Origin of the sequence: Pedobacter sp. ASV1-7, from assembly GCF_040203335.1 — a bacterium.
In the GTDB taxonomy this organism is placed as follows: Bacteria; Bacteroidota; Bacteroidia; order Sphingobacteriales; family Sphingobacteriaceae; genus Pedobacter.
Map to the genome: position 1 here is coordinate 22279 of NZ_JBEHBV010000014.1, position 19701 is coordinate 41979.

The following is a 19701-nucleotide window of genomic DNA, read 5'->3' on the forward strand; positions in this document are numbered from 1 at the left end:
TCCATTGAAAGAGCCAAAATACACGAAAATACTTGTATCAAGCAATCATAAAGATGCTTTTAGCGTGGTAGTTTCTTTATTAAAATCTGGTCATGAAGTTATACTTTTTACAGATGATGTGAATAATGCCCGACATACAATTGATCAGCATTTTGAGGATATTCTGAAATTTACTCAAAAAGAATTTAACCATCATCTTCAGATTGTTAACGAGTTGACGCTCAAATCTGCATTTGATTTGGCTGTGATTTACACAAATGAAGACAAAAGCGAGAAAATCGCCGCTATTGACCTCATTCAAAATAAGTATAATTCTCTTAAAATAATAGTAAACTCAGAAAGCATAAGTTTAACAGAATTGCAGGAAGGGAGCAAATTTCCTGATAACATCATTATCGGAAATTGGTCTAATCCGGCCCATACAACCTATTTTTTAGAGTTGGTTACCAACAACGAAACTAATTATAGTTGGGTGAGTGAGTTAGATAGTTATGCAAGAGTATATTGGGAGAAAGATCCTTATGTTATTTATGACGAATTGGGTATCCGTTCGCAGATAATGACAGCGATGGTACGAGAAGCATTTTACCTTGTAGAAAATGGTTACGCGTCAATAGAAGATATTGACAGGGCTTGTAGGAATGATCCGGGCTATTATTTACCATTTTCAGGAAACTTTAGGTACATGGATCTGATGGGGACTTTTGCTTACGGAATGGTAATGAAAGATCTTAATCCTGAATTGGCTGCCGAGACAGTTTTGCCACGGTTTTTTAAAGACATTCTAGAAAAGAGAAAAGCAGAAGGAAAACAGGTTGGAATGTATACTTTAACAAAAAAACAGGCTGAAGAGCAAGAAAAACGTATCCGCAGGTTTAGTTACGAAATTAAGGCGATTATAGAGAAATATCCAGCATTATAATTTGTAAAAATGAACATACCATTTATTATAGATGCACATCTTGACCTCGCAATGAATGCCATTGAATGGAATAGAGATTTAAGCAGGCCCCTGGAAGAGATTAGACAAAGGGAGATGTTTATGAAAGATAAACCAGACAGGGGCAAGGGAACGGTTTGTCTGCCAGAATTGAGAAAAGGAGGCATAGGTTTGGTGGTAGCAACACAGTTATCAAGAGTTGCCCCTTTAGGCAGCTCTTTGTCCGGTTGGAATTCCCCCCAGCAAGCATGGGCAATGACACAGGCACAGTTGGTTTGGTATAAAGAGATGGAAGCAATGGGCGAAATGGTGCAGATCTGTAATCTGCAAGATTTAGATGCTCATTTAGCTTTATGGAATGATGTTTCTATTGCTAATGAAAAAAAACCTGTAGGATATATTCTAAGTTTAGAAGGGGCAGATTCATTGGTCGATGTTTCCTATTTGCATAGGGCTTACGATTACGGATTAAGAGCTGTAGGTTTATCTCATTTCGGACCCGGAAGATATGCACCAGGAACAAAAATGCAAGGCGAAATCACTCCTTTAGGAATAGAATTACTAAAGGAAATGGATAAGCTGAATATGATTTTAGATGTTACCCATTTAACAGACGAAGGTTTCGAACAGACTTTAGAAATTTACAACGGACCCATTTGGGCAAGCCATCATAATGTTAGGGATATTGTTCCAAATCAACGCCAGTTAAATAACAACCAGATAAAAAGACTAATAGAACGTGGAGCGGTAATTGGTGGAATGTTAGATTGTTGGGCAATGGACATAAGGTTTATCGATACCGTTTCGGATCCTTGGCAATTAGACATCAGATTAGAAAATCTGGTAGATCATTGGGATAAGATATGTCAGATAGCAGGAAATACAGAACATATAGCAATAGGCAGTGATTTGGATGGGATTTTTGGAACCGAGCAAAGTCCGTGGGACATGAATTCTATTGCCGACTTACAGAAATATCAAGATATTTTAATACGTAGAGGTTATACATTGGCAGATGTCGAAAATATATTTTATAAAAACTGGTTAAGATTTATCCGCAAAGCATGGTCGTAATTAATATCAAGCAATAATAAATGAGTAAACAAAATTTAAAAGCCGGGGTTGCCAAAGTTAATGTAACCCCTGTATTAGGCACAGTGATGAACGGCGATTTTGTAAATCATTACGCACAAAGAATTCATAGCCATTTATTTGCAAAAGCATTGGTGCTGTCAAATACAGAAAAAGTAATAGCTTTTGTTGTGGTTGATATCTGCATGATGGAGAAGGAGTTTGTAGATCAGGTTAAAAGTCAGATCACTGATAGTTTAGGTATTTTAAGAGAAAATATCATCATCTCTAGCACACATACACACGGCTCGCCTTCTATTGCAGGTCTGTTACTGGCATCATTAGATTTAGTTTATCGCAATAAACTTGCTAAAAATATATTAGAGGCAGTTAAATTAGCTAAAGAAAATACAAAAGACGCAAAATTTGCATACGGTTCTGTACAAGCACCAGAGCATTTGCTATGTCGCAGGTATTTAATGCAAGATGATTACATCTCTATTAATCCGGTTACAGGTTTAGCAGATAAGGTTAAAACGAATCCTGGTGGAGCAGAGGATAAAATTATTAAAAGTGTTGCGCCAGTAGATCCAGAGCTTTCTTTTATCGCTATAAAAAGTGTTGATGATGAATGGATTAGTCTTTTAGCCAATTACTCACTTCATTACGTGGGCGACTGGGCTGACGGTACCATCACATCTGATTATTTTGGCGAATTTGCCAAAGCATTGCAAACCGAACTTAATGCGGGGGATGATTTTTTAGGTATCATGACTAATGGTACCAGTGGTGATGTAAATATCTGGGATTTTAAAAACCCGGAGCGGTATCCAAAAGAATTTCATAGGAAAAGCGAATTGATAGGAAATGAATTAGCAATTAAAATTGAAGCTGTTGTTCATGATTTAGTTTGGGATATATCACCATTGCTATCAGGTATTTGTAAAGATATTACAGTTAAAACCAGAAAGCCTAAAAAAGAAGAACTACCTTATTACGAAGAGATTGTTGAGCGGTCTAAATTCGAGACTATTATAACCTTAGATGATGATACCCGTAAGCAAATATATGCTCGCGAACAGTTATTATTAAGTGAGTATACCGACGAAATTGCCTTTCCGATCCAGGTTTTAAAAATAGGAGATTGTACTATTGGAGCCTTAGGAGGAGAGTTTTTTTCTGAAACAGGGCTAAATCTCAAAAAAACAAAGTCAGCAAAAACTTACTTTACCATTACCATTGCAAACGGATATGTTGGTTATGTACCTCCAAAACATGAAATAGAAAAAGGAGGGTATGAAACCTGGAGATGTAGAACAAGCTTTTTAGCTGAAGATGCAGAAGAGATCATCAGTAATGAATTGAAAGCGCTGATAAATTAATTACAGATTTATAAATAACACAGATGAAATTATTTAGATACGGAGATCTGGATCAAGAAAAAACAGGCGTAATTATAGGAGGGAAATACTTAGATGTTTCAGGTTTTGGAGAAGATTATACGGAAAATTTTTTCGCTACAGATGGCATCAGCCGATTGAAAAAATATATTAAAGATAATAAAGCTTCACTAAAAGAAATAACTGCGGGAAGTAGGTTGGGAGCAATTATTAAACGTCCTTCTAAAATTATCTGTATAGGCTTAAACTATGCTGACCATGCAAAAGAAGCAGGTTCTCCAATTCCGGCAGAACCCATTGTGTTTTTTAAAGCAAGTTCAGCGCTATGTGGTCCTAATGATGATTTGATTATCCCGAAACATAGCGAAAAAACAGATTGGGAAGTGGAGTTAGCGGTTGTTATTGGTAAAAAAGCTAGCTATGTAGCAGAAAAAGACGCTGATGACTATATTGCTGGATATGTTTTACATAACGATTATAGTGAGAGGTCTTTCCAGTTAGAGCGTGGAGGGCAGTGGGTAAAAGGCAAGAGCTGTGATACTTTTGCTCCTTTGGGGCCATTTTTGGCAACAAAAGAAGAGATTGCTGATGTTCACAATCTCAATTTATGGTTAAAGGTTAACGGAAAAATGATGCAGGATAGTTCTACCAGTCAGTTAATTTTCAAAGTTCCATTTTTGGTACATTATTTAAGCCAGTTTATGACATTGTATCCCGGAGATGTCATATCTACAGGTACACCTCATGGGGTAGGTTTAGGGTTTAATCCGCCAATATACCTTAAAGCAGGAGATGAAGTTGAATTGGGAATTGAAGGTCTGGGATCTTCTAAACAAAAGGTCGTAGCCTACAAATAACAGTTTAAAATGGATTTCTTTAAAGAAGATTGGTGTTCCTTTAATGGCATTAACGAGGTAGATAGCCCTGCTTTAATTATTTATAAAGACAGAGTTGTTCATAATATCCTTCAAATAAAGACAATGATTAACGATGTTAATAGATTAAGGCCTCATGTAAAAACTCATAAAACAACAGAAGTTACCAATCTATTAATAGGAGAAGGAATAAATAGATTTAAATGTGCAACCATAGCCGAAGCAGAAATGCTTGGCATGTGCGGAGCAAAAGATGTTTTGTTGGCCTATCAGCCCACTAAGGTGAAGTTGATAAGGTTTATAAACTTAATTAAGAAGTACCAGGCAACCTCATTTTCTTGCTTAGTAGATAATAAGGCTACAGCCAATTTCATTTCCGAAGCCGCCAGAACTAACAATATTAGTCTTTCCGTTTACATGGATCTGAACGTAGGTATGGATAGAACTGGCATAAAGCCAGAAGCCGCATATGATTTATACTATGATATCAAAACTTTAAAAGGAGTTAATTTAATAGGGTTTCATGCTTATGACGGTCATATTTACGAGAAAGATTTGGTGAAGCGGAAAGCAAAATGGAGCAACGCCTTTAAAGCAACAGATGAACTTATAGCTAAGTTACGGTTGGAAGGGAATGATATAGCTTTAGTAGCTGGGGGAATACCTACTTTTCCCTTTCACTCGCAAAAGGACAAAAGAGAATGTAGCCCCGGAACATTTGTTTTTTGGGATAAGGGGTATGGAGACGATTATGAAGAACAGAAATTTTTACCAGCAGCAATTATACTTTGCAGGGTGGTGTCTATTGTTTCAGAAAATAAAGTGTGCATAGATTTAGGTTATAAATCTATTGCGTCTGAAAATCTTTTGAATAGACGGGTTCACTTTTTAAACCATCCGGAAGCAAAACCTATAAGCCATAGCGAAGAACATATGGTAATAGAGAAACCTATTGATAGCAATTTAAAAATTGGCGATCTGCTTTATGCTTTGCCTGGTCATATATGCCCAACAATAGCTTTATACGAAAAAGCGATTGTAGTAGATCAAGGGAGTTTTGTAGAATCCTGGAAGATTGTAGCTAGAAATAGAAGTGTTTCTGTATGACGAATGTTTTTAATTTTTTGTCAGCATAAATATGTGTAAACTAACAGAAATAAGCATAATTACCATATTAGGTAGCGGAAAAATGGGACGTTCTATTGCGTCTTTTTTTTCAGAGAAAGGAATTTATACCATATTGTACGATCCTTTTGAAGAAGCTCTGGGCTTAGCAAAAAGTGAGTTAACTGAACACTCGAAAGTAACGTTCACAACCGACTTAAAAGAGGCGGTTTCTAATGCCGATTTAATTATAGAATCTGCACCCGAAAATTTAGAAATCAAGAAAAATCTCTACCAGGAGATTACGCCTTATTTAAAAAGCAATGTAATTGTAGCCTCTAATACTTCAACATATCCTTTATTAGTCTTATCAAAAGGTCAATCTTTTAAAAATAGGATGCTGATTGTTCATTTCTTTAATCCTGCCGATTTAGTTCCGCTTGTGGAAATTGTAAAGCAAGATGATACAGAAGAAGGAATAGTTGAAAATGTAAAAGATTTTTTAAGCCATTGCGGAAAAGTACCTGTTGTACTTCAGAAAGATATAAAGGGCTTTATAGCCAATAGGCTCCAGTCGGCATTATTGCGTGAGGCTTGTTATTTATTGAAAGAAGGAGTCGCCGATGCCGCAAGTATAGATACTGTTGTAAAAGAAAGTATTGGTTTACGTTGGGCATTAAATGGCCCCTTTGAAATTACCGATTACGGAGGACTTGATATTTGGGCCAAGGTATTAAATAACCTATTGCCTTTTTTAGATAACAGCATTACGGTTCCGGATATTATAGCAGAAAAAGTAGCCCATAATAAAATTGGAGTTAAAACCGGAGAAGGCTTTTTTAATTACGAATGCAATATTTCAAACCAAGAAATATTAAAACAGCGGAAATTATTAAAAAGCGTTTTGGATATTAAGAAATCATAAACAACAATTGATTACGATTAAAGTGAAGCTAAATATCTCTGTTAGGTGATAAAGAAAGGTGCTGTGGTCGGGCAGTGGGAAATTGTACTGCGGTACTAAAGCAATAGACAATTCTCTCCTATTACAAAACTGTCGCAGCTGTTGGAATGATGCAGCAGTCACTACATTAGAAAAATTATATCAGCATTGTATAGAATAATACCACAATCTATTTTATGTCTATCTTATTTTTGATATGAATTAAACCACTTGATAAATTTTAACCTTTTTAAGAATGATGATAATAAGACTAAGTTTTTTCACTGTGTTATGGTCATTTGTTTTACTTTTTATTGCTCCATATTCCACTATCGCCAAGGATAGTAAATATGCTATATCACCAATGGAAACGGAGAAAATACTAAGTAGACAGAGTAGGACCATTACGGGAACGATCACAGATGCCAACCGAGGGGTTTTGCCGGGAATAACAGTATCTGTAAAGGGGGCAAACGTAAGTGCCGCGTCCGGGGCTGACGGTAAGTATAAGATTGATATACCCTCTGGTTTAGATACGCTGGTCTTTTCTTCGGTAGGATATTTAACCCAGAAGATAGGAATTGCAAGAAGGACGGTTGTGGATGTCTCAATGATTTTGGACAATGCTGGTTTGGATGAGGTTGTTGTGGTGGGTTTTGGCAAACAAAAAAAGGAGAGTGTTGTTGCCTCGGTGGCTACCATTAAAGGTGAGGAACTCCGTATGCCTAATCGTAGTCTTTCAAATAACCTGGCAGGACAGTTGCCTGGCTTAATAGCAGTTCAACGTTCGGGGGAGCCAGGGTATGATAATTCTGAATTTTGGATCCGGGGAGTAAGTTCTTTTGCTGGAGGAACCAATCCGCTGATACTGGTAGACGGTGTGCCCAGACAGATGAATGATATAGAACCGGATGAAATTGAAACATTTACTTTATTGAAAGATGCAGCTGCGACATCAGTGTATGGTTCTGAAGGGGCAAATGGCGTTATATTGATAACATCCAAACGTGGAAGGATCCAAAAACCGTCTATTTCTTACCGTGGAGAGGTAAGTCAATCTTCGCCAACCCGTATACCACAGTTTGGGGGATCTTATGATTTTCTCTCCTTATGGAATGAAATGCGTCGAAACGATGGAGAACCGGAAGAATTTGATGCGGCAGTCTTGCAAAAATACTTATCAGGTGAGGACCGTGACTTATATCCCAATACCAACTGGTGGGACGTCTTAATGAAAGATCATACATATAATAACCGTCATACTCTTAACTTTAGAGGAGGCAGCGAGCGGGTAAGATACTTTGTGTCGGGAGCTTACTTTGGAGAGACCGGGCTGTATGTCAATAGCGATGAATATAATAATAATGCAGGGCTGAGACGGTATAATCTTCGTAGTAATATTGATATCGATATATCAAAAACAACATTGTTAAGTGTTGATCTATCAGGACAATATCTATTGACAAACTATCCTAGATCAACAACGTATGATCTGATTCGATGGTTTACGCAAGTACCTCCATATTTAATCCCACACAAGTACTCGGATGGTACATTGGCCTCGTTAAGTGGAACGTTTGTGAACCCGTATAATTTGTTGGTTGAATCGGGTTATAGAAAAGAATGGAGGTTTGGCATTCAATCGAAAGTAAGTCTGGATCAAAAACTGAATTTTATTGTTCCAGGGTTAAAATTTCGCGGAGCAGCTAGTTTTGATTCTAATTCTCAATATAATATGAGTAGATCTAAAATACCAGCAGCCTATTACGCTGAAGGTAGAAATCCAGACGGTGGACTCATATATACTAAAGTGCAGAACGAAACGCCACTCGGAAACTCAATTACAACCAATACTGGAGATAAGAATATCTATTTGGAAGCAGCTATAAACTATGATCAGACTTTTGGAGCACATACAGTGGGTGGTATGGCTTTGTATTATCAAAAGGATAGGCAGCTTAGTGATAATGCGTTGGCTTATAGGAAACAGGCCTATATAGGGCGCGCTGCTTATAGTTTTGACCGCCGTTATTTTGTAGAAGGAAATTTTAGTTTTACTGGAAGTGAGCAGTTTGCAGAAGGTTATCGGTTTGGATTCTTTCCTGCGTTGGGTTTAGCTTGGAGTGTTACTAATGAGCCTTTTTTTCCGGAAGAACTAAAGAATGTACTTTCTAGTCTCAAATTTAGAGCCTCAGTAGGTAAAACAGGAAATGATAATACGGGAGGGGAAAGATTTATGTACCGTCCTACTTTCGGAAGTGGTACTGGCTATAGTTGGGGAATAGGCAATACAGGAGCATTGAATAGTATTTCGGGATTGATTGAAGGTCGATTCGAAGCGCCTTACCTTTCTTGGGAAATCGAAAGGAAAACAAATTATGGCATAGATATGCTATTATTCAATGGTAAAATCAATATACAAGCAGATTATTTTGACAATAAGCGGAGTAATATATTGATGCAAAGGAATACCGTGGCCGGTGCAGCTGGTTTTAGAGAGACTCCTTGGCAGAATTATGGAGTGGTCAATAATAAAGGGATAGATGGTAGCCTGAATGTAAAGCAGCAGTTTGGGAATGTGGGTATTGCACTTAGAGGAAACTTTACTTATGCCCGAAATAAGATTTTAGAAATGGATGAGGTGCCACAACCTTATCCATGGATGGTAAGAACTGGAACGAGGCTGAACTCGTTACCCGGATTGGTTGCTGAACGATTATTTAGAGAGGATGATTTTAATATCTCAATGGATCAAAATGGAAGTAAAGCTTATACCCTGAGGGATGGTATAGCACCTTTTTCTATGCATCCTAATCCGAAACCTGGAGATATTAAATATGTAGATCAAAATGGAGATGGCATAGTGGATATGAATCTTGATGTAGTACGCGATTATGTAAATCCGACAGTGCCTGAAATCATCTACGGCTTTGGAGCCAATGTTGATTATAAAGGTTTTTACGTTAATGTCTTTTTCCAAGGCGCAGGGAATGTATCGCTGAATTTAAATAATCAACCAGTTTTCTTCCAGCCTTTTGCTGATGGCTTAACACGATCTAGCGTGCGTAAAGAAATTGTAGAAAGCAGATGGACGGAAGAAAACCCTTCTCAAAATGTTTTTTATCCTCGATTGAGTTATAATGACCGGTCGAATACGAACCCTACAAATAATACTTGGTGGTATCGTAATGCTGCATTTATCCGCTTAAAGAACGTAGAGCTAGGGTATAATTTTACTACAGATCTAATGCAGAAAATAAAAATTAAATCAATGAGATTGTACGTGATGGGACAGAATATTGCTGTGTGGGATAAAGTGAAGATGTTCGATCCAGAGTTAGGAAGCCAAGGAGCAGGGACACAATACCCTATACCAAGTGTATGGACGGCAGGGCTTGATTTTACATTTTAAAAATTGTCAATATGAAATTTATACTAAATATAGCTGTTGTGCTTGTACTCATCTTAGGAGCTTGTAAGAAGGATTTTTTAAATGTGTCTGAAGAATTAGCACAGGAGCAGACTCTAGAAAAAATATTCTCTAATCCGCAAGAAGTAAGAAGATGGCACAGAACTATTTATACTGGGGTTCCTAATACAATGAATTTTCATTGGATAACGCTTGTTAATGGTTTGGGCAATCCATGGACGAATATGTCTGATGAACTTGTCGCTATTCATCGGGACCGATATCCTTATACGAGAAATGTCGATCCTACGGATAACGGTGTTTTAGGCAGATGGGAACTGTACAAATTGATTCGCCAAGCAAATGTTTTCCTCGAAAGAGCTCAGGAGATTCCTTTCTCGGGTGGTGCCGATTATATGAGTGCATCAGAGGTTGAAAGTTTGAAGAACCAAGCGAGGTTCTTTAGAGCATATTACCATTATTTGCTTTTTGAGTTGTACGGACCGATTCCTATAGTCAAAAATCTTGTAGATCCAGGAGCGTCTAATATTGATTTTGCTCGGAATTCGGTAGATGAAGTGGTGGATTTTATTTACAGTGAATTAACGGAAGTAGCGCCAAAATTAGATAACCCACAAATCTCGATACCGGATTATCTTGCTGTACCTACCAGAGGAACGGCATTGGCAGTGCGGGCAAGATTATTGGTTTATGCCGCCTCACCATTATTTAATGGAGGTTATGTCGAAGCGGTAGCACTACGTGATAAGGAGGGAAAGCAATTGTTCCCTAATTACAATTCACAGAAATGGAATAGGGCTTTAGCGGCACTACAAGAATTTATAGACTACGCCAATTCAGGGCATTATGAGTTGCACAAGGAATATACTGCAGGGCAACTGGATCCTGATAAAAGTCTATATGAGCTGCATATGAAGTATAACAAAGAAACAATTTTTGCGCGTTCCGATGATGATAAGGTCATTAGTAATGTAGGGGGGGTAGTCGGTAATATAGACAGGTACCTGCTGCCGAGAGGGGCTAGAAGTGGTACAGTGAATACGGGAGGGAGTGGCGTGTTGCAAGAGCTTATAGACGATTTTCAGATGAATGATGGCTTGAGCATTACGGAATCACCTTTGTATACTGAGAGTGGCTATTCAGTAGCAGGAGACGACCTTACCGGGAGAACGACGGTAGGTACACAGAAGATGTTTATCAATAGGGAACCTCGTTTTTATCAGACAGTATTCTATAATGGAAGAAAATGGCATGTAGGGGGAGAGACTATTTGGTTTAATAGAGGTGGGAATTCGGATAATAGTGGTATTACTCCATTCTCGGGGCACTTGATCTATAAACGGGTGAGCCGCAGAGTATATCATCAATCTCCCCATCCTAGCACAGAGTATAGACCAGTCATAATACATCGGTTAGCGGAGTTTTATCTGTTGTATGCGGAGGCCCTTAATGAAGTCGATCCTTCTGATATACGGATAATTCAATATGTAGACAAGGTGCGGGAAAGAGCAGGGATACCTCTATTGATGCAAATTAAAGCCAATATTATCGGTAACCAACAATTGCAGCGGGAAGCTATCCGTCAAGAAATGCGAATTGAGTTAGCAACTGAGGGACAACGCTATTTCGATGTAAAACGGTGGATGATAGCTCAAAATGCACCAGATAAAGGGGGGCTTGGTGGTGACTTTTATGGGATGGATATGTTTGCGTCAACTTTAGATGGGTTTTATACAAGAAAAGTCATTCAGAAAAGAGTTTTTGAAAAGAGAGGCTATCTCTTTCCTCTACCACAGGATGAAGTTCAGATTAGTAGGAAGTTGGTTCAGAACCCAGGCTACTGATAGTGGAGGCTTTCAGTTTTTTATTTTAAAGTTTTAGACATAATATATGAGAATCATTAGAAACAGTATGTTTTTTTTAGGTATGCTATTGTTATTGAAGGCCACAGCATGTGGCAAATCTTCTGAGACAGATTTAGATGTTAAGCCAGGTGTAGGGACGCAGGAAGAGGTAAATGTGACAATATTTAAAGGTTCCTCGAAGAATGATCATGAGATGATTCAGAAGGCTATCGACTATGCCAGCGCACAACGTATCTATAAAGTTTATATTCCCGATGGTGAGTATATGATCAGTGCAGCTGCAATAACAGGACAGCCGGGACTGCTGCTTAGGGATAATATTAAATTGAGATTATCATCGGGGGCAAAGTTGCGGGCTATCCCCAACAATGCTGGAAATTATAGTATAGTGCGGATTCATAACGTTTCGAATGTTTCTATCGAAGGGGGGACAATAATAGGAGAAAGGCAAGAGCACGTTGGTACTAGCGGGGAATGGGGAATGGGAATAGATATACGAAGGGGAATTGGAGTCGTTATTAAGGATATTCGTATTAGTGACTGTTGGGGTGATGGCATTTATATCGGGCAAGAGTCTAAGAATCTGCTTGTCGATAATATTGTGTGTGATAACAATAGAAGACAGGGGATTTCGGTGATTAATTGCGATGGACTGATCATTCAGAATTCAACTTTCAAAAATACAAACGGAGCAGCTCCAGCAGCCGGTATAGACTTGGAACCCAATGAAAATGACAAGGCTTCAAATATTCAAATTATGAAATGCCGCTTCGAGAATAACAGTGGTTTGGGGTTGCATATGTATGGCAAGTTCGGACCTGTCACTGGGGTTAAGGTTGAAGATTGTGTGATGGAAGGCAATCCCATAGGCTTGTCTCTTAGATATGCTGGAATCAGTTCAGTTGACATTAAAAATGTAACTATTAAGAATAGTGCAACAGAAGGATTGCGCATTTTCGATGGAGCACATTCAGTAATAGCGAATAAAGTCATTGTTAAAGATTCAGAGAAGATAGGAATACGAGTTGAGAATGCTGAAAATATTGAATTGAACGATGTCACTGTAGATGTTTTTCAAACTGGTTTTTTGGTAAGTAAGACAAAAATCCTGAAGAGTAAGAATGTTAGATTGACAAATGGTACGACAATTTCTTTGGCTGTAGACGTAAAGGATTCTCAGTCGATCGAATTTGACGATTTCGCAATTCAAGGAGGTAAAGCTGCAGTTAATAGTACTTCTAATACCAACTTTAAATTCACTAATTCAATAGTCGGTGAACAGTCTGATTATGGCATGAACCTTTCTAATACGCATGACTCATTTATGGAGAATAATTCTTTTAGCAAGATTGCGATGACTCCTGTCCAGCTGGTTAATAGTAACGGAAATAGTATTAAGAACAATTCCTTCACGGATAATTGTTATCAGGCACATAATCTTTACGCGCAGGTTACTATAACAGGGTCTTCTAGTAGAAACAGTATAGCCTTGAATAAGGCTTTAGCCTCGACCCTTGCAAATAAGCCAAAGCATGTTGTAAGAATGAGTGTGGGAACAACGGGGAATATAGTCGCTACAAGTAATACATTTAGTACGGGAGCCTACTTTACAAGTCCTGTTCAAGATGATACAAATGGCGCAAACCAAACAAACTAAAAGTTGAATAAACAAGATTTATTTTAATTTAAAGACGTTAACTATGAAATTAATTAATAGAACTGTAATGGTTATCATCACATCGTTAACTGTACTCTTCTGGGGATGTAAGGACGAAATGGCACAGGAAGATTTAATGGTAGTACCTACCGCTTTGTCCAATGTTTCGGTTAAGAATATCCCAGGAGGTATAGAAGTGTATTATAATCAGTTTGCGGATAAAAATGTAATGCTTGTGTCTGCAGAGTATCTTACGGATGAAGGAGGTAAGGAAATCAAAAGGTTTGATATTAAAAAGTTCGGGAGTAGTTTTGTGCTCACAGGACTGAGCAGTACAAAGAGAGCATTGGAATTGTATACAATCAGTTATAGTGGAGTGAGGTCGGAAAGTGTTTTTGTAGATATAAAACCTTTGTTATCACCGACTTTATCATATCTGCAGGATGTGTTGGAGACCATCAGTTTTGTGGGAATACCCAAGGGAATAGCTTTTGATTTTGAAAACCCGGATAAGAAGGCCTTAACTTTTGTAGTCGAAATAAAGGGAGGAGATAATGTATGGAAAGAGTATGCACGTTTTGATACAGAAGAAATCCAAAAGTTGTTTTTGCTGAAGAGTTTTGTCGATATGGAGTATCGTGTATATGTGAAATATACCGAAAAAGAAAGTGTCGAAAAATCGACGGCTAAAAATGGAGATGTTATAGCGCTGGTTGAAGTAGAAGTAAATAAGGGGGGATGGAAGCTTGGGCAGTTTATTGGCGATAACTGGGAGCCTAGCTCAAACACATTTGGGTTAGCGAATTTATGGGATAAAAACTTTGATATGTTGACTGCCCCTCGTTTTGAGAATAAAAATCTTCCTTTGCCACACTCGTTTACCATCGACCTGGGGGTAAATCAAAATTTAGCATTGTCTGCCATTAAAATCTACCAGCATAGCAATTTCTTGCCGAATGTCTATACGCAATACAACCCGAAGACGATTGAGGTTTGGGGAAGTAATAATCCTGGTGCGGATGGCGGTTGGAATACGTGGACCAAGCTGGTAACTTGTACCTCACAAATGCCATCGGGAGGACCTAAGACGGCAAGTGATTTGGCTTATCTACAGGCAGGGGAACTATATGACTTTCCGTTGTTTAGTCCTGTTTATCGCTATTTGCGTTTTAAGGTTCTAGATACCTGGACACTAGGTCAAGGGCAGTCGACTAGTATCCGGTTGTCCGAAATTACATTGTACGGTGTACAGGTAGAATAGAAATGCTTAAATAAAAACGGGAGTTTAACCAAAAATATAATGTAATGAGAATTATTAATGTAGTCCTATTCGTGAGGCTTATCTGTTTAATGAATGTCGTATGTTTTACAACTTCCTGCAGAAAAGCGGATATTCAAAATATATCTTTCGAGGAGTTGTCAGCAGTTAATAATGAGGTGAATGTTTTGGATTTTAGAGACTCATCTATAAATGATCATGATATGATTCAGAAAGCTATTGATTATGCGAAATCTAATAGTATATATCATGTGTTCATTCCTGATGGGACTTATATGATCAGTGCTACTTCGGCGACAGGCCAGGCAGGTCTGGTATTGCGGGATAGTATTGCTTTGAGATTGGGTAATAATGCTATATTGAAGGCTATATCCAATGGCAGTGGTGCCTATGCTATAGTTAAGATTCATAATGTCAGGAATGTTTCGATTTCCGGAGGTAAGATAGTTGGTGATCGTTTGACTCATATAGGGACTTTTGGGGAGTGGGGTATGGGAATAGAAATTAGGAACTCGACTTGGATTAACCTTAATAACCTAACCGTAAAAGAATGCTGGGGAGATGGGATTTATATTGCAGGAGGAGCAACCCATGTGACCTTGGATAGTATTTTTGCAGACAATAATCGTAGACAAGGCATGTCGGTAATTAATGCTAAAGAATTATTGGTCACTAATTCGGAGTTTAATAATACTAATGGAGTAGCTCCAGAATCAGGTATAGATCTGGAACCCAATGCAGGTGATAGTATATCGGGGGTACGGATTGTCAATTGTGCTTTTAGAAACAATAATGGTTTAGGTTTACACATGTATGGCAATTTTGGTCCTGTAACGGATATTTCGATTGAAAACTGTCAAATGACTAATAATCCTATTGGTCTATCGTTAAGGTATCAAGGAGTACGTGATGTAGAAATAAAAGATGTAACCATCTCGCAATCGGCAAGTGAAGGTTTTAGAGTTTTTGATGGATCGTATGATATCAGTGCTTCAAATGTGAAGATTTATCAGTCTCCAATGACTGCAATACGCTTTCAGAACAGTAGAGATATTACACTGGTAGGTGCTGAGTTAGATTCTTTCAGTGTCGGAATGAATGTGGTTAATGTGGGGCAACTCCTTGTCAAAAATACTTCGCTAAAGGCTAAGTTAAGTACAGCTTCAGGTATTTTATTGAACAATTCGGATACGTTGTTATTTGATAATGTTGATTTGATTGGTGGTAAAGATGGTTTACGTACTTCAGGGGTGAACTATTTACGGTTTTTAAATGGTAGTATTTCAGATTTTTTAGAATATGGTTGTTTTCTGGGAAATACTCACTTTTCGTTGTTTGAAGGCAATATTATCTCAAATAATCGGAAGACACCCTTTTATTTTACAAGTAGTCACGATAATGAGTTTAAGAATAATGAATTGTTAAATAATTGTTTTTTGATAAATAATAATTATAGTCAGTTTAATCTGGAGGGAGCTTCAAAGCGGAATGTATTTCAGAGTAATATAGCTAGAACTTCTAGCTATGCCAATAAACCAAAATATGTGATAAGGTTAAGTAGTTCAACGCAGGGTAATCAGGTGTTTGGAAATACTTTTGAACCAGGGTCTTACGTAACTGCTGGTGCTATAGATGAAACAGGGGGACTCAATTCAATTTTTTAATGATATATGGAAAGAAGAGATTTTGTTAAGCAGTTTTTAGCTGCAGGTACCCTTAGTGCGATCGGAGGGGATTTTGTGAAAGCATCTGTAATTCAGGAGAAAAGAATAGACAATGTAAATAAGCAAAAGATTTGGGCGGCATTGATACATTTAAGCTTTAACATGTGGGAAGACCATAATCGATTTGTAGGTGATAGCAACATTAATTTACACTGGAGAGGTTTTGAGTCTAAATTGAGATTCAGTGATCCTATGTGGAGAGATATATTGATGACTATGAAGAATCAGGGATTAAACATGGTCTTAATTGATGTTGGTGATGGAGTTAAGTTGAATAGCTGCGGCGAAATCGCTGTAGGAAATGCATGGAGCATTTCGAAACTAAAGTCGGAACTCGATTATATCCGTAGCCTAGGATTGGAGCCCATTCCTAAATTCAACTTTTCCGCTAGTCATGATACCTGGTTTGGTTTATATGGACGGATGTTGTCTACTCCTGTTTATTATGAAGCATGTAAGCGGTTGATTGCTGAAGTTATTGATTTGTTTGATAGACCTCGTTTTTTTCATTTGGGATTTGATGAAGAGGTTTATGGGCATCAAACCAGATATGATTATGCTGTAGTTCGACAAAATGATCTTTGGTGGAAGGATTTACTCTTTTTAGTGAACGAAGTGGAAAGAGGTGGAGCTCGTGCGTGGATCTGGTCTGATTATTTTTGGAAACATGAAGGAGAATTTTTAAAGAAAATGCCGAAAAATGTGGTGCAAAGCAACTGGTATTATAAAGAAGACTTTAAAGATACATCCAATTTTCAGGTGCAGGCATATCTTAAGTTGGCTGATGCAGGGTTTGATCAGATTCCCACAAGTGGCTATTACCAAAGTGATCTCAATACAATGACTTCGCCATTGGGTATAAATAATACGGTCGAGTTCTGTAAAGATAATTTGAATACAAAGCAGCTGTTAGGATTTATGCAGACCAATTGGAGGCCAACGATTGAAGATCATCGAAAAGATATCTTGAAGTCTATCGAACTCATAGGGGCAGCAAAAAGAAAATTTTATTAAACTAATGAGAATACAGATTATAAGCGGTTTTCTATCTCATCTAGTCTGTCAGAGCCAATCTGTGCAAGCCATTACTTAAATGGTTCAGCTTTAGTCGAGGGAACTGATTGGATAATTCGTAATAAGCCTTTTGAGTCTGAACATCCCATTTTTTGCTTGCCGCCTAAAGTTTAGACGGCAAGGGTGGGTACAAATTGTACCCACCCTTTGGCAAGTTCTTTATCCCGTTGCCTCATACGTTTAATGTATTGCTTTGGATCTTTGCTGTTTGTAAGGATGGCTATTACATCCTCAACTACAAAATATCACTTCTTTTCAGCCTCACTCCAAACTGAGCGGATCTGCTTGCTTTCAAATAATTTGATATCCATTTTATAAAGATTAAGAGCTAAGTTAAGCAACTTTAAATCTCATATCCACAGGTAATACATTATTCTTCTTTTGTCGAACAATATATAGCATATTATAAGTTTACTATATTCGATTGATGGAATTATTAGAGGTGGGAGTGTAATTGTCTGATAATTAAGTTGTTAATCTAGGTGAGGATTATGATTTGTATGAGTCTTGTATGAGTCTCATATGAGTATGGTATGAGCCTGTATGGGTTTAAGGCATTTAAAACCCATTTTTTAGTAGTTTAAAAGCCTGTTGTGTTTTCTAATTGGTATTATTCTTTTTAAGGATTTATCTTGCAGATCAGTTATAACATAGTTCTTCCTTGTCAAAACATGGCTAAATATCTGTGTTTGAAATCTGAAATTCAAAATAATCTCTTGTTAAAGCATTTTGAAATGATTGCTTTCGGAATTCTATATTGTTTTTTCGCGTCGTTTGGGTGGAATCCACCAACTTTGTAGTAAAGTAACACTTTTGTTCCAAAGCTTATTACGGTTGTTGCTGAGCAATTCCTAACGAAAGATCTCAAATTACTCCGTGTTTTTATGCTCATTATATCTAACCTCATCCCTGATTGTCAGTAATATTTTCCAATACGAAGCAGAGAATTCACTTGCTGGTTCAATAAAACCGATTAAATGCCCTACTGGTGTATTTAAACTTCCGCCAAAGCTATTTTTAACAACGAAAAATAATTCGCCAATAAATCCTGATTTAGATACATCTCTCCAGTGCACTTCGTAATTTAGAATATTAGTGATATCTTTCATTTTAGGTCTTGGTGATTCGCAATTTGTTAGTTTTTTTTTGTGGCTGATGAGGCTTTGGGCCATTTTTCTTTCGTTAGCTGATATTTATACTCATCTACTGTACTGCCGTCTACTGTTACATCATTTTGGGTAAGCGTAATAATAATTTTATCAAAATCAAGACCTGAGGATGGTAGCTTTACAGGCTTAATCAGGATTGGTACATTAGTTTTATGATTATAGCTGTATTGTTTTATCGCTTGTATGGTAACTGGTGATGACCATTTACCTTTAAAAACCAAGACAAAGTTCTTTTTCCTATAATCCATTTTTGCTTCGAGATATTGGAATTTAAAACGGGCAATTGAATCAGATTTATTTAAAGGTTTGAGTATAGCTACAGGAAAATCAATGGTTGCAGTCGAGTCCAGACTCAGGTTGAAGCGAGGGTTAAAGTGATCATCTATTTTGGCTTTCATACCACCCTGAAAAAACCTGGTGACTGCATAGAAACGTTCAATTTTTTCCATGGTTTTTACAGAATCCTTTTGTTCAATGAACGTTTTGTATATGGGGTTAATGCGTTTTAAACCGAATGTCTGAATGTAGTATTTAAGATATTGGTTGATATCTGCATATGCCTTTTCAGGAACTATAATGTTGGTTTTCATCTTTTTGTTCACCATTTCATTAAAGATCTTCAGTTTTTCAATTGATCCGTCTGACTCGATTTCATAATTTAGTGTATTGGCTATCATTTGACCCGGTGATAGTTTGAGCATTTTATAAGCTATATAGAAAAAGTCTTCGTTTGTCTGTGGAAGTTCATCGTAGCGCACTTTGCCGAGATAAGATCTTATTTGCTGCGTGAACAGTACACTGATTTTTTGAGAACGTGCGCTTGGTGGCGGAAGTGTTGCAAAGTTTAGCTGCATTCCATTAGTGCCATCAAGCGGCACCAGAACAGGATTTCTTCCACGAAGAGAAAAACTCAGAAAGTTGTTATCTCCATAAGTTGATGTACTATACTGCAAATTCGCAATGTATAAAGGGCTGATAGATTTCTTAATCCACTCTTCTACTTTAGTCATGTCGCAAGGCATTTCGGTACAACTGGATAGATTGAAAAGTAAGTCTAAAGTGTTTTGAGCTGATGCTTTGGCTCCGCAGATAATAATTAAAATCAGTACAAAGAGCGTTCTTCTAATTTTCATAGTTCAAATCTAAAGAAAAACAAGTGTTAATTTTTAT

14 protein-coding genes are annotated in these 19701 nt (G+C 37.5%); 12 read left to right on the top strand and 2 right to left on the bottom strand.

Annotated features, from left to right (window positions below):
• Window positions 1-4: 4 nt before the first annotated feature.
• The 12 genes from ABDJ41_RS22825 to ABDJ41_RS22880 all read left to right on the top strand — a co-directional run bounded on the left by ABDJ41_RS22825 (window position 5) and on the right by ABDJ41_RS22880 (window position 17302).
• Complete coding sequence (locus ABDJ41_RS22825; protein ID WP_349788471.1) at window positions 5-922, top strand: 3-hydroxyacyl-CoA dehydrogenase family protein; 918 nt, start codon at window positions 5-7, stop codon at window positions 920-922.
• Between the two features lie 9 nt (window positions 923-931).
• Window positions 932-2014: a dipeptidase gene (locus ABDJ41_RS22830; protein WP_349788472.1), complete on the top strand. Its 1083-nt coding sequence runs from the start codon at window positions 932-934 to the stop codon at window positions 2012-2014.
• A gap of 20 nt (window positions 2015-2034) precedes the next feature.
• Window positions 2035-3393 carry a neutral/alkaline non-lysosomal ceramidase N-terminal domain-containing protein gene (locus tag ABDJ41_RS22835; protein ID WP_349788473.1) on the top strand — a complete coding sequence of 453 codons (1359 nt, stop codon included), beginning with the start codon at window positions 2035-2037 and terminating at the stop codon, window positions 3391-3393.
• A 23-nt stretch (window positions 3394-3416) separates the two neighbouring features.
• Window positions 3417-4268, top strand: coding sequence for a fumarylacetoacetate hydrolase family protein (locus tag ABDJ41_RS22840; RefSeq protein ID WP_349788475.1), 852 nt, complete (start codon window positions 3417-3419; stop codon window positions 4266-4268).
• A gap of 9 nt (window positions 4269-4277) precedes the next feature.
• The gene (locus ABDJ41_RS22845) at window positions 4278-5393 is read left to right on the top strand and encodes a D-TA family PLP-dependent enzyme (RefSeq protein WP_349788476.1); all 1116 of its coding nucleotides are present in this window, start codon (window positions 4278-4280) and stop codon (window positions 5391-5393) included.
• A gap of 31 nt (window positions 5394-5424) precedes the next feature.
• Window positions 5425-6315, top strand: a complete 891-nt coding sequence (locus ABDJ41_RS22850; protein WP_349788477.1) for a 3-hydroxyacyl-CoA dehydrogenase family protein — start codon at window positions 5425-5427, stop codon at window positions 6313-6315.
• Between the two features lie 274 nt (window positions 6316-6589).
• Window positions 6590-9745, top strand: coding sequence for a SusC/RagA family TonB-linked outer membrane protein (locus ABDJ41_RS22855; protein ID WP_349788478.1), 3156 nt, complete (start codon window positions 6590-6592; stop codon window positions 9743-9745).
• A gap of 11 nt (window positions 9746-9756) precedes the next feature.
• Window positions 9757-11607, top strand: coding sequence for a RagB/SusD family nutrient uptake outer membrane protein (locus tag ABDJ41_RS22860; RefSeq protein ID WP_349788479.1), 1851 nt, complete (start codon window positions 9757-9759; stop codon window positions 11605-11607).
• A 46-nt stretch (window positions 11608-11653) separates the two neighbouring features.
• Entirely contained in the window at window positions 11654-13285 is a 1632-nt protein-coding gene (locus ABDJ41_RS22865; protein ID WP_349788480.1) for a right-handed parallel beta-helix repeat-containing protein, read from the top strand.
• Window positions 13286-13328: 43 nt separating this feature from the next.
• Window positions 13329-14546 carry a DUF5000 domain-containing lipoprotein gene (locus tag ABDJ41_RS22870; protein ID WP_349788481.1) on the top strand — a complete coding sequence of 406 codons (1218 nt, stop codon included), beginning with the start codon at window positions 13329-13331 and terminating at the stop codon, window positions 14544-14546.
• 44 nt (window positions 14547-14590) lie between these two features.
• Complete coding sequence (locus tag ABDJ41_RS22875; RefSeq protein WP_349788482.1) at window positions 14591-16228, top strand: right-handed parallel beta-helix repeat-containing protein; 1638 nt, start codon at window positions 14591-14593, stop codon at window positions 16226-16228.
• A 6-nt stretch (window positions 16229-16234) separates the two neighbouring features.
• The gene (locus ABDJ41_RS22880; protein ID WP_349788483.1) at window positions 16235-17302 is read left to right on the top strand and encodes a glycoside hydrolase family 20 protein; all 1068 of its coding nucleotides are present in this window, start codon (window positions 16235-16237) and stop codon (window positions 17300-17302) included.
• A gap of 929 nt (window positions 17303-18231) precedes the next feature.
• On the opposite strand, the gene ABDJ41_RS22885 is transcribed toward ABDJ41_RS22880, so the two are convergent.
• Both ABDJ41_RS22885 and ABDJ41_RS22890 read right to left on the bottom strand, forming a co-directional pair.
• Window positions 18232-18471 (bottom strand): hypothetical protein, encoded by a 240-nt coding sequence (locus ABDJ41_RS22885; RefSeq protein ID WP_349788484.1) that lies wholly within the window; start codon window positions 18469-18471, stop codon window positions 18232-18234.
• Window positions 18472-18497: 26 nt separating this feature from the next.
• Window positions 18498-19664 carry a hypothetical protein gene (locus tag ABDJ41_RS22890; RefSeq protein WP_349788485.1) on the bottom strand — a complete coding sequence of 389 codons (1167 nt, stop codon included), beginning with the start codon at window positions 19662-19664 and terminating at the stop codon, window positions 18498-18500.
• Window positions 19665-19701: the final 37 nt, after the last annotated feature.

What these genes read in the sequence shown, in the direction of transcription:
- ABDJ41_RS22875 (WP_349788482.1), top strand. Translation starts at nt 14,591, where the DNA reads ATGAGAATTATTAATGTAGTCCTATTCGTGAGGCTTATCTGTTTAATG.
- ABDJ41_RS22855 (WP_349788478.1), top strand. Translation starts at nt 6,590, where the DNA reads ATGATGATAATAAGACTAAGTTTTTTCACTGTGTTATGGTCATTTGTT.
- ABDJ41_RS22865 (WP_349788480.1), top strand. Translation starts at nt 11,654, where the DNA reads ATGAGAATCATTAGAAACAGTATGTTTTTTTTAGGTATGCTATTGTTA.
- ABDJ41_RS22845 (WP_349788476.1), top strand. Translation starts at nt 4,278, where the DNA reads ATGGATTTCTTTAAAGAAGATTGGTGTTCCTTTAATGGCATTAACGAG.
- ABDJ41_RS22835 (WP_349788473.1), top strand. Translation starts at nt 2,035, where the DNA reads ATGAGTAAACAAAATTTAAAAGCCGGGGTTGCCAAAGTTAATGTAACC.
- ABDJ41_RS22870 (WP_349788481.1), top strand. Translation starts at nt 13,329, where the DNA reads ATGAAATTAATTAATAGAACTGTAATGGTTATCATCACATCGTTAACT.
- ABDJ41_RS22890 (WP_349788485.1), bottom strand. Translation starts at nt 19,664, where the DNA reads ATGAAAATTAGAAGAACGCTCTTTGTACTGATTTTAATTATTATCTGC.
- ABDJ41_RS22830 (WP_349788472.1), top strand. Translation starts at nt 932, where the DNA reads ATGAACATACCATTTATTATAGATGCACATCTTGACCTCGCAATGAAT.
- ABDJ41_RS22850 (WP_349788477.1), top strand. Translation starts at nt 5,425, where the DNA reads ATGTGTAAACTAACAGAAATAAGCATAATTACCATATTAGGTAGCGGA.
- ABDJ41_RS22840 (WP_349788475.1), top strand. Translation starts at nt 3,417, where the DNA reads ATGAAATTATTTAGATACGGAGATCTGGATCAAGAAAAAACAGGCGTA.
- ABDJ41_RS22860 (WP_349788479.1), top strand. Translation starts at nt 9,757, where the DNA reads ATGAAATTTATACTAAATATAGCTGTTGTGCTTGTACTCATCTTAGGA.
- ABDJ41_RS22885 (WP_349788484.1), bottom strand. Translation starts at nt 18,471, where the DNA reads ATGAAAGATATCACTAATATTCTAAATTACGAAGTGCACTGGAGAGAT.
- ABDJ41_RS22880 (WP_349788483.1), top strand. Translation starts at nt 16,235, where the DNA reads ATGGAAAGAAGAGATTTTGTTAAGCAGTTTTTAGCTGCAGGTACCCTT.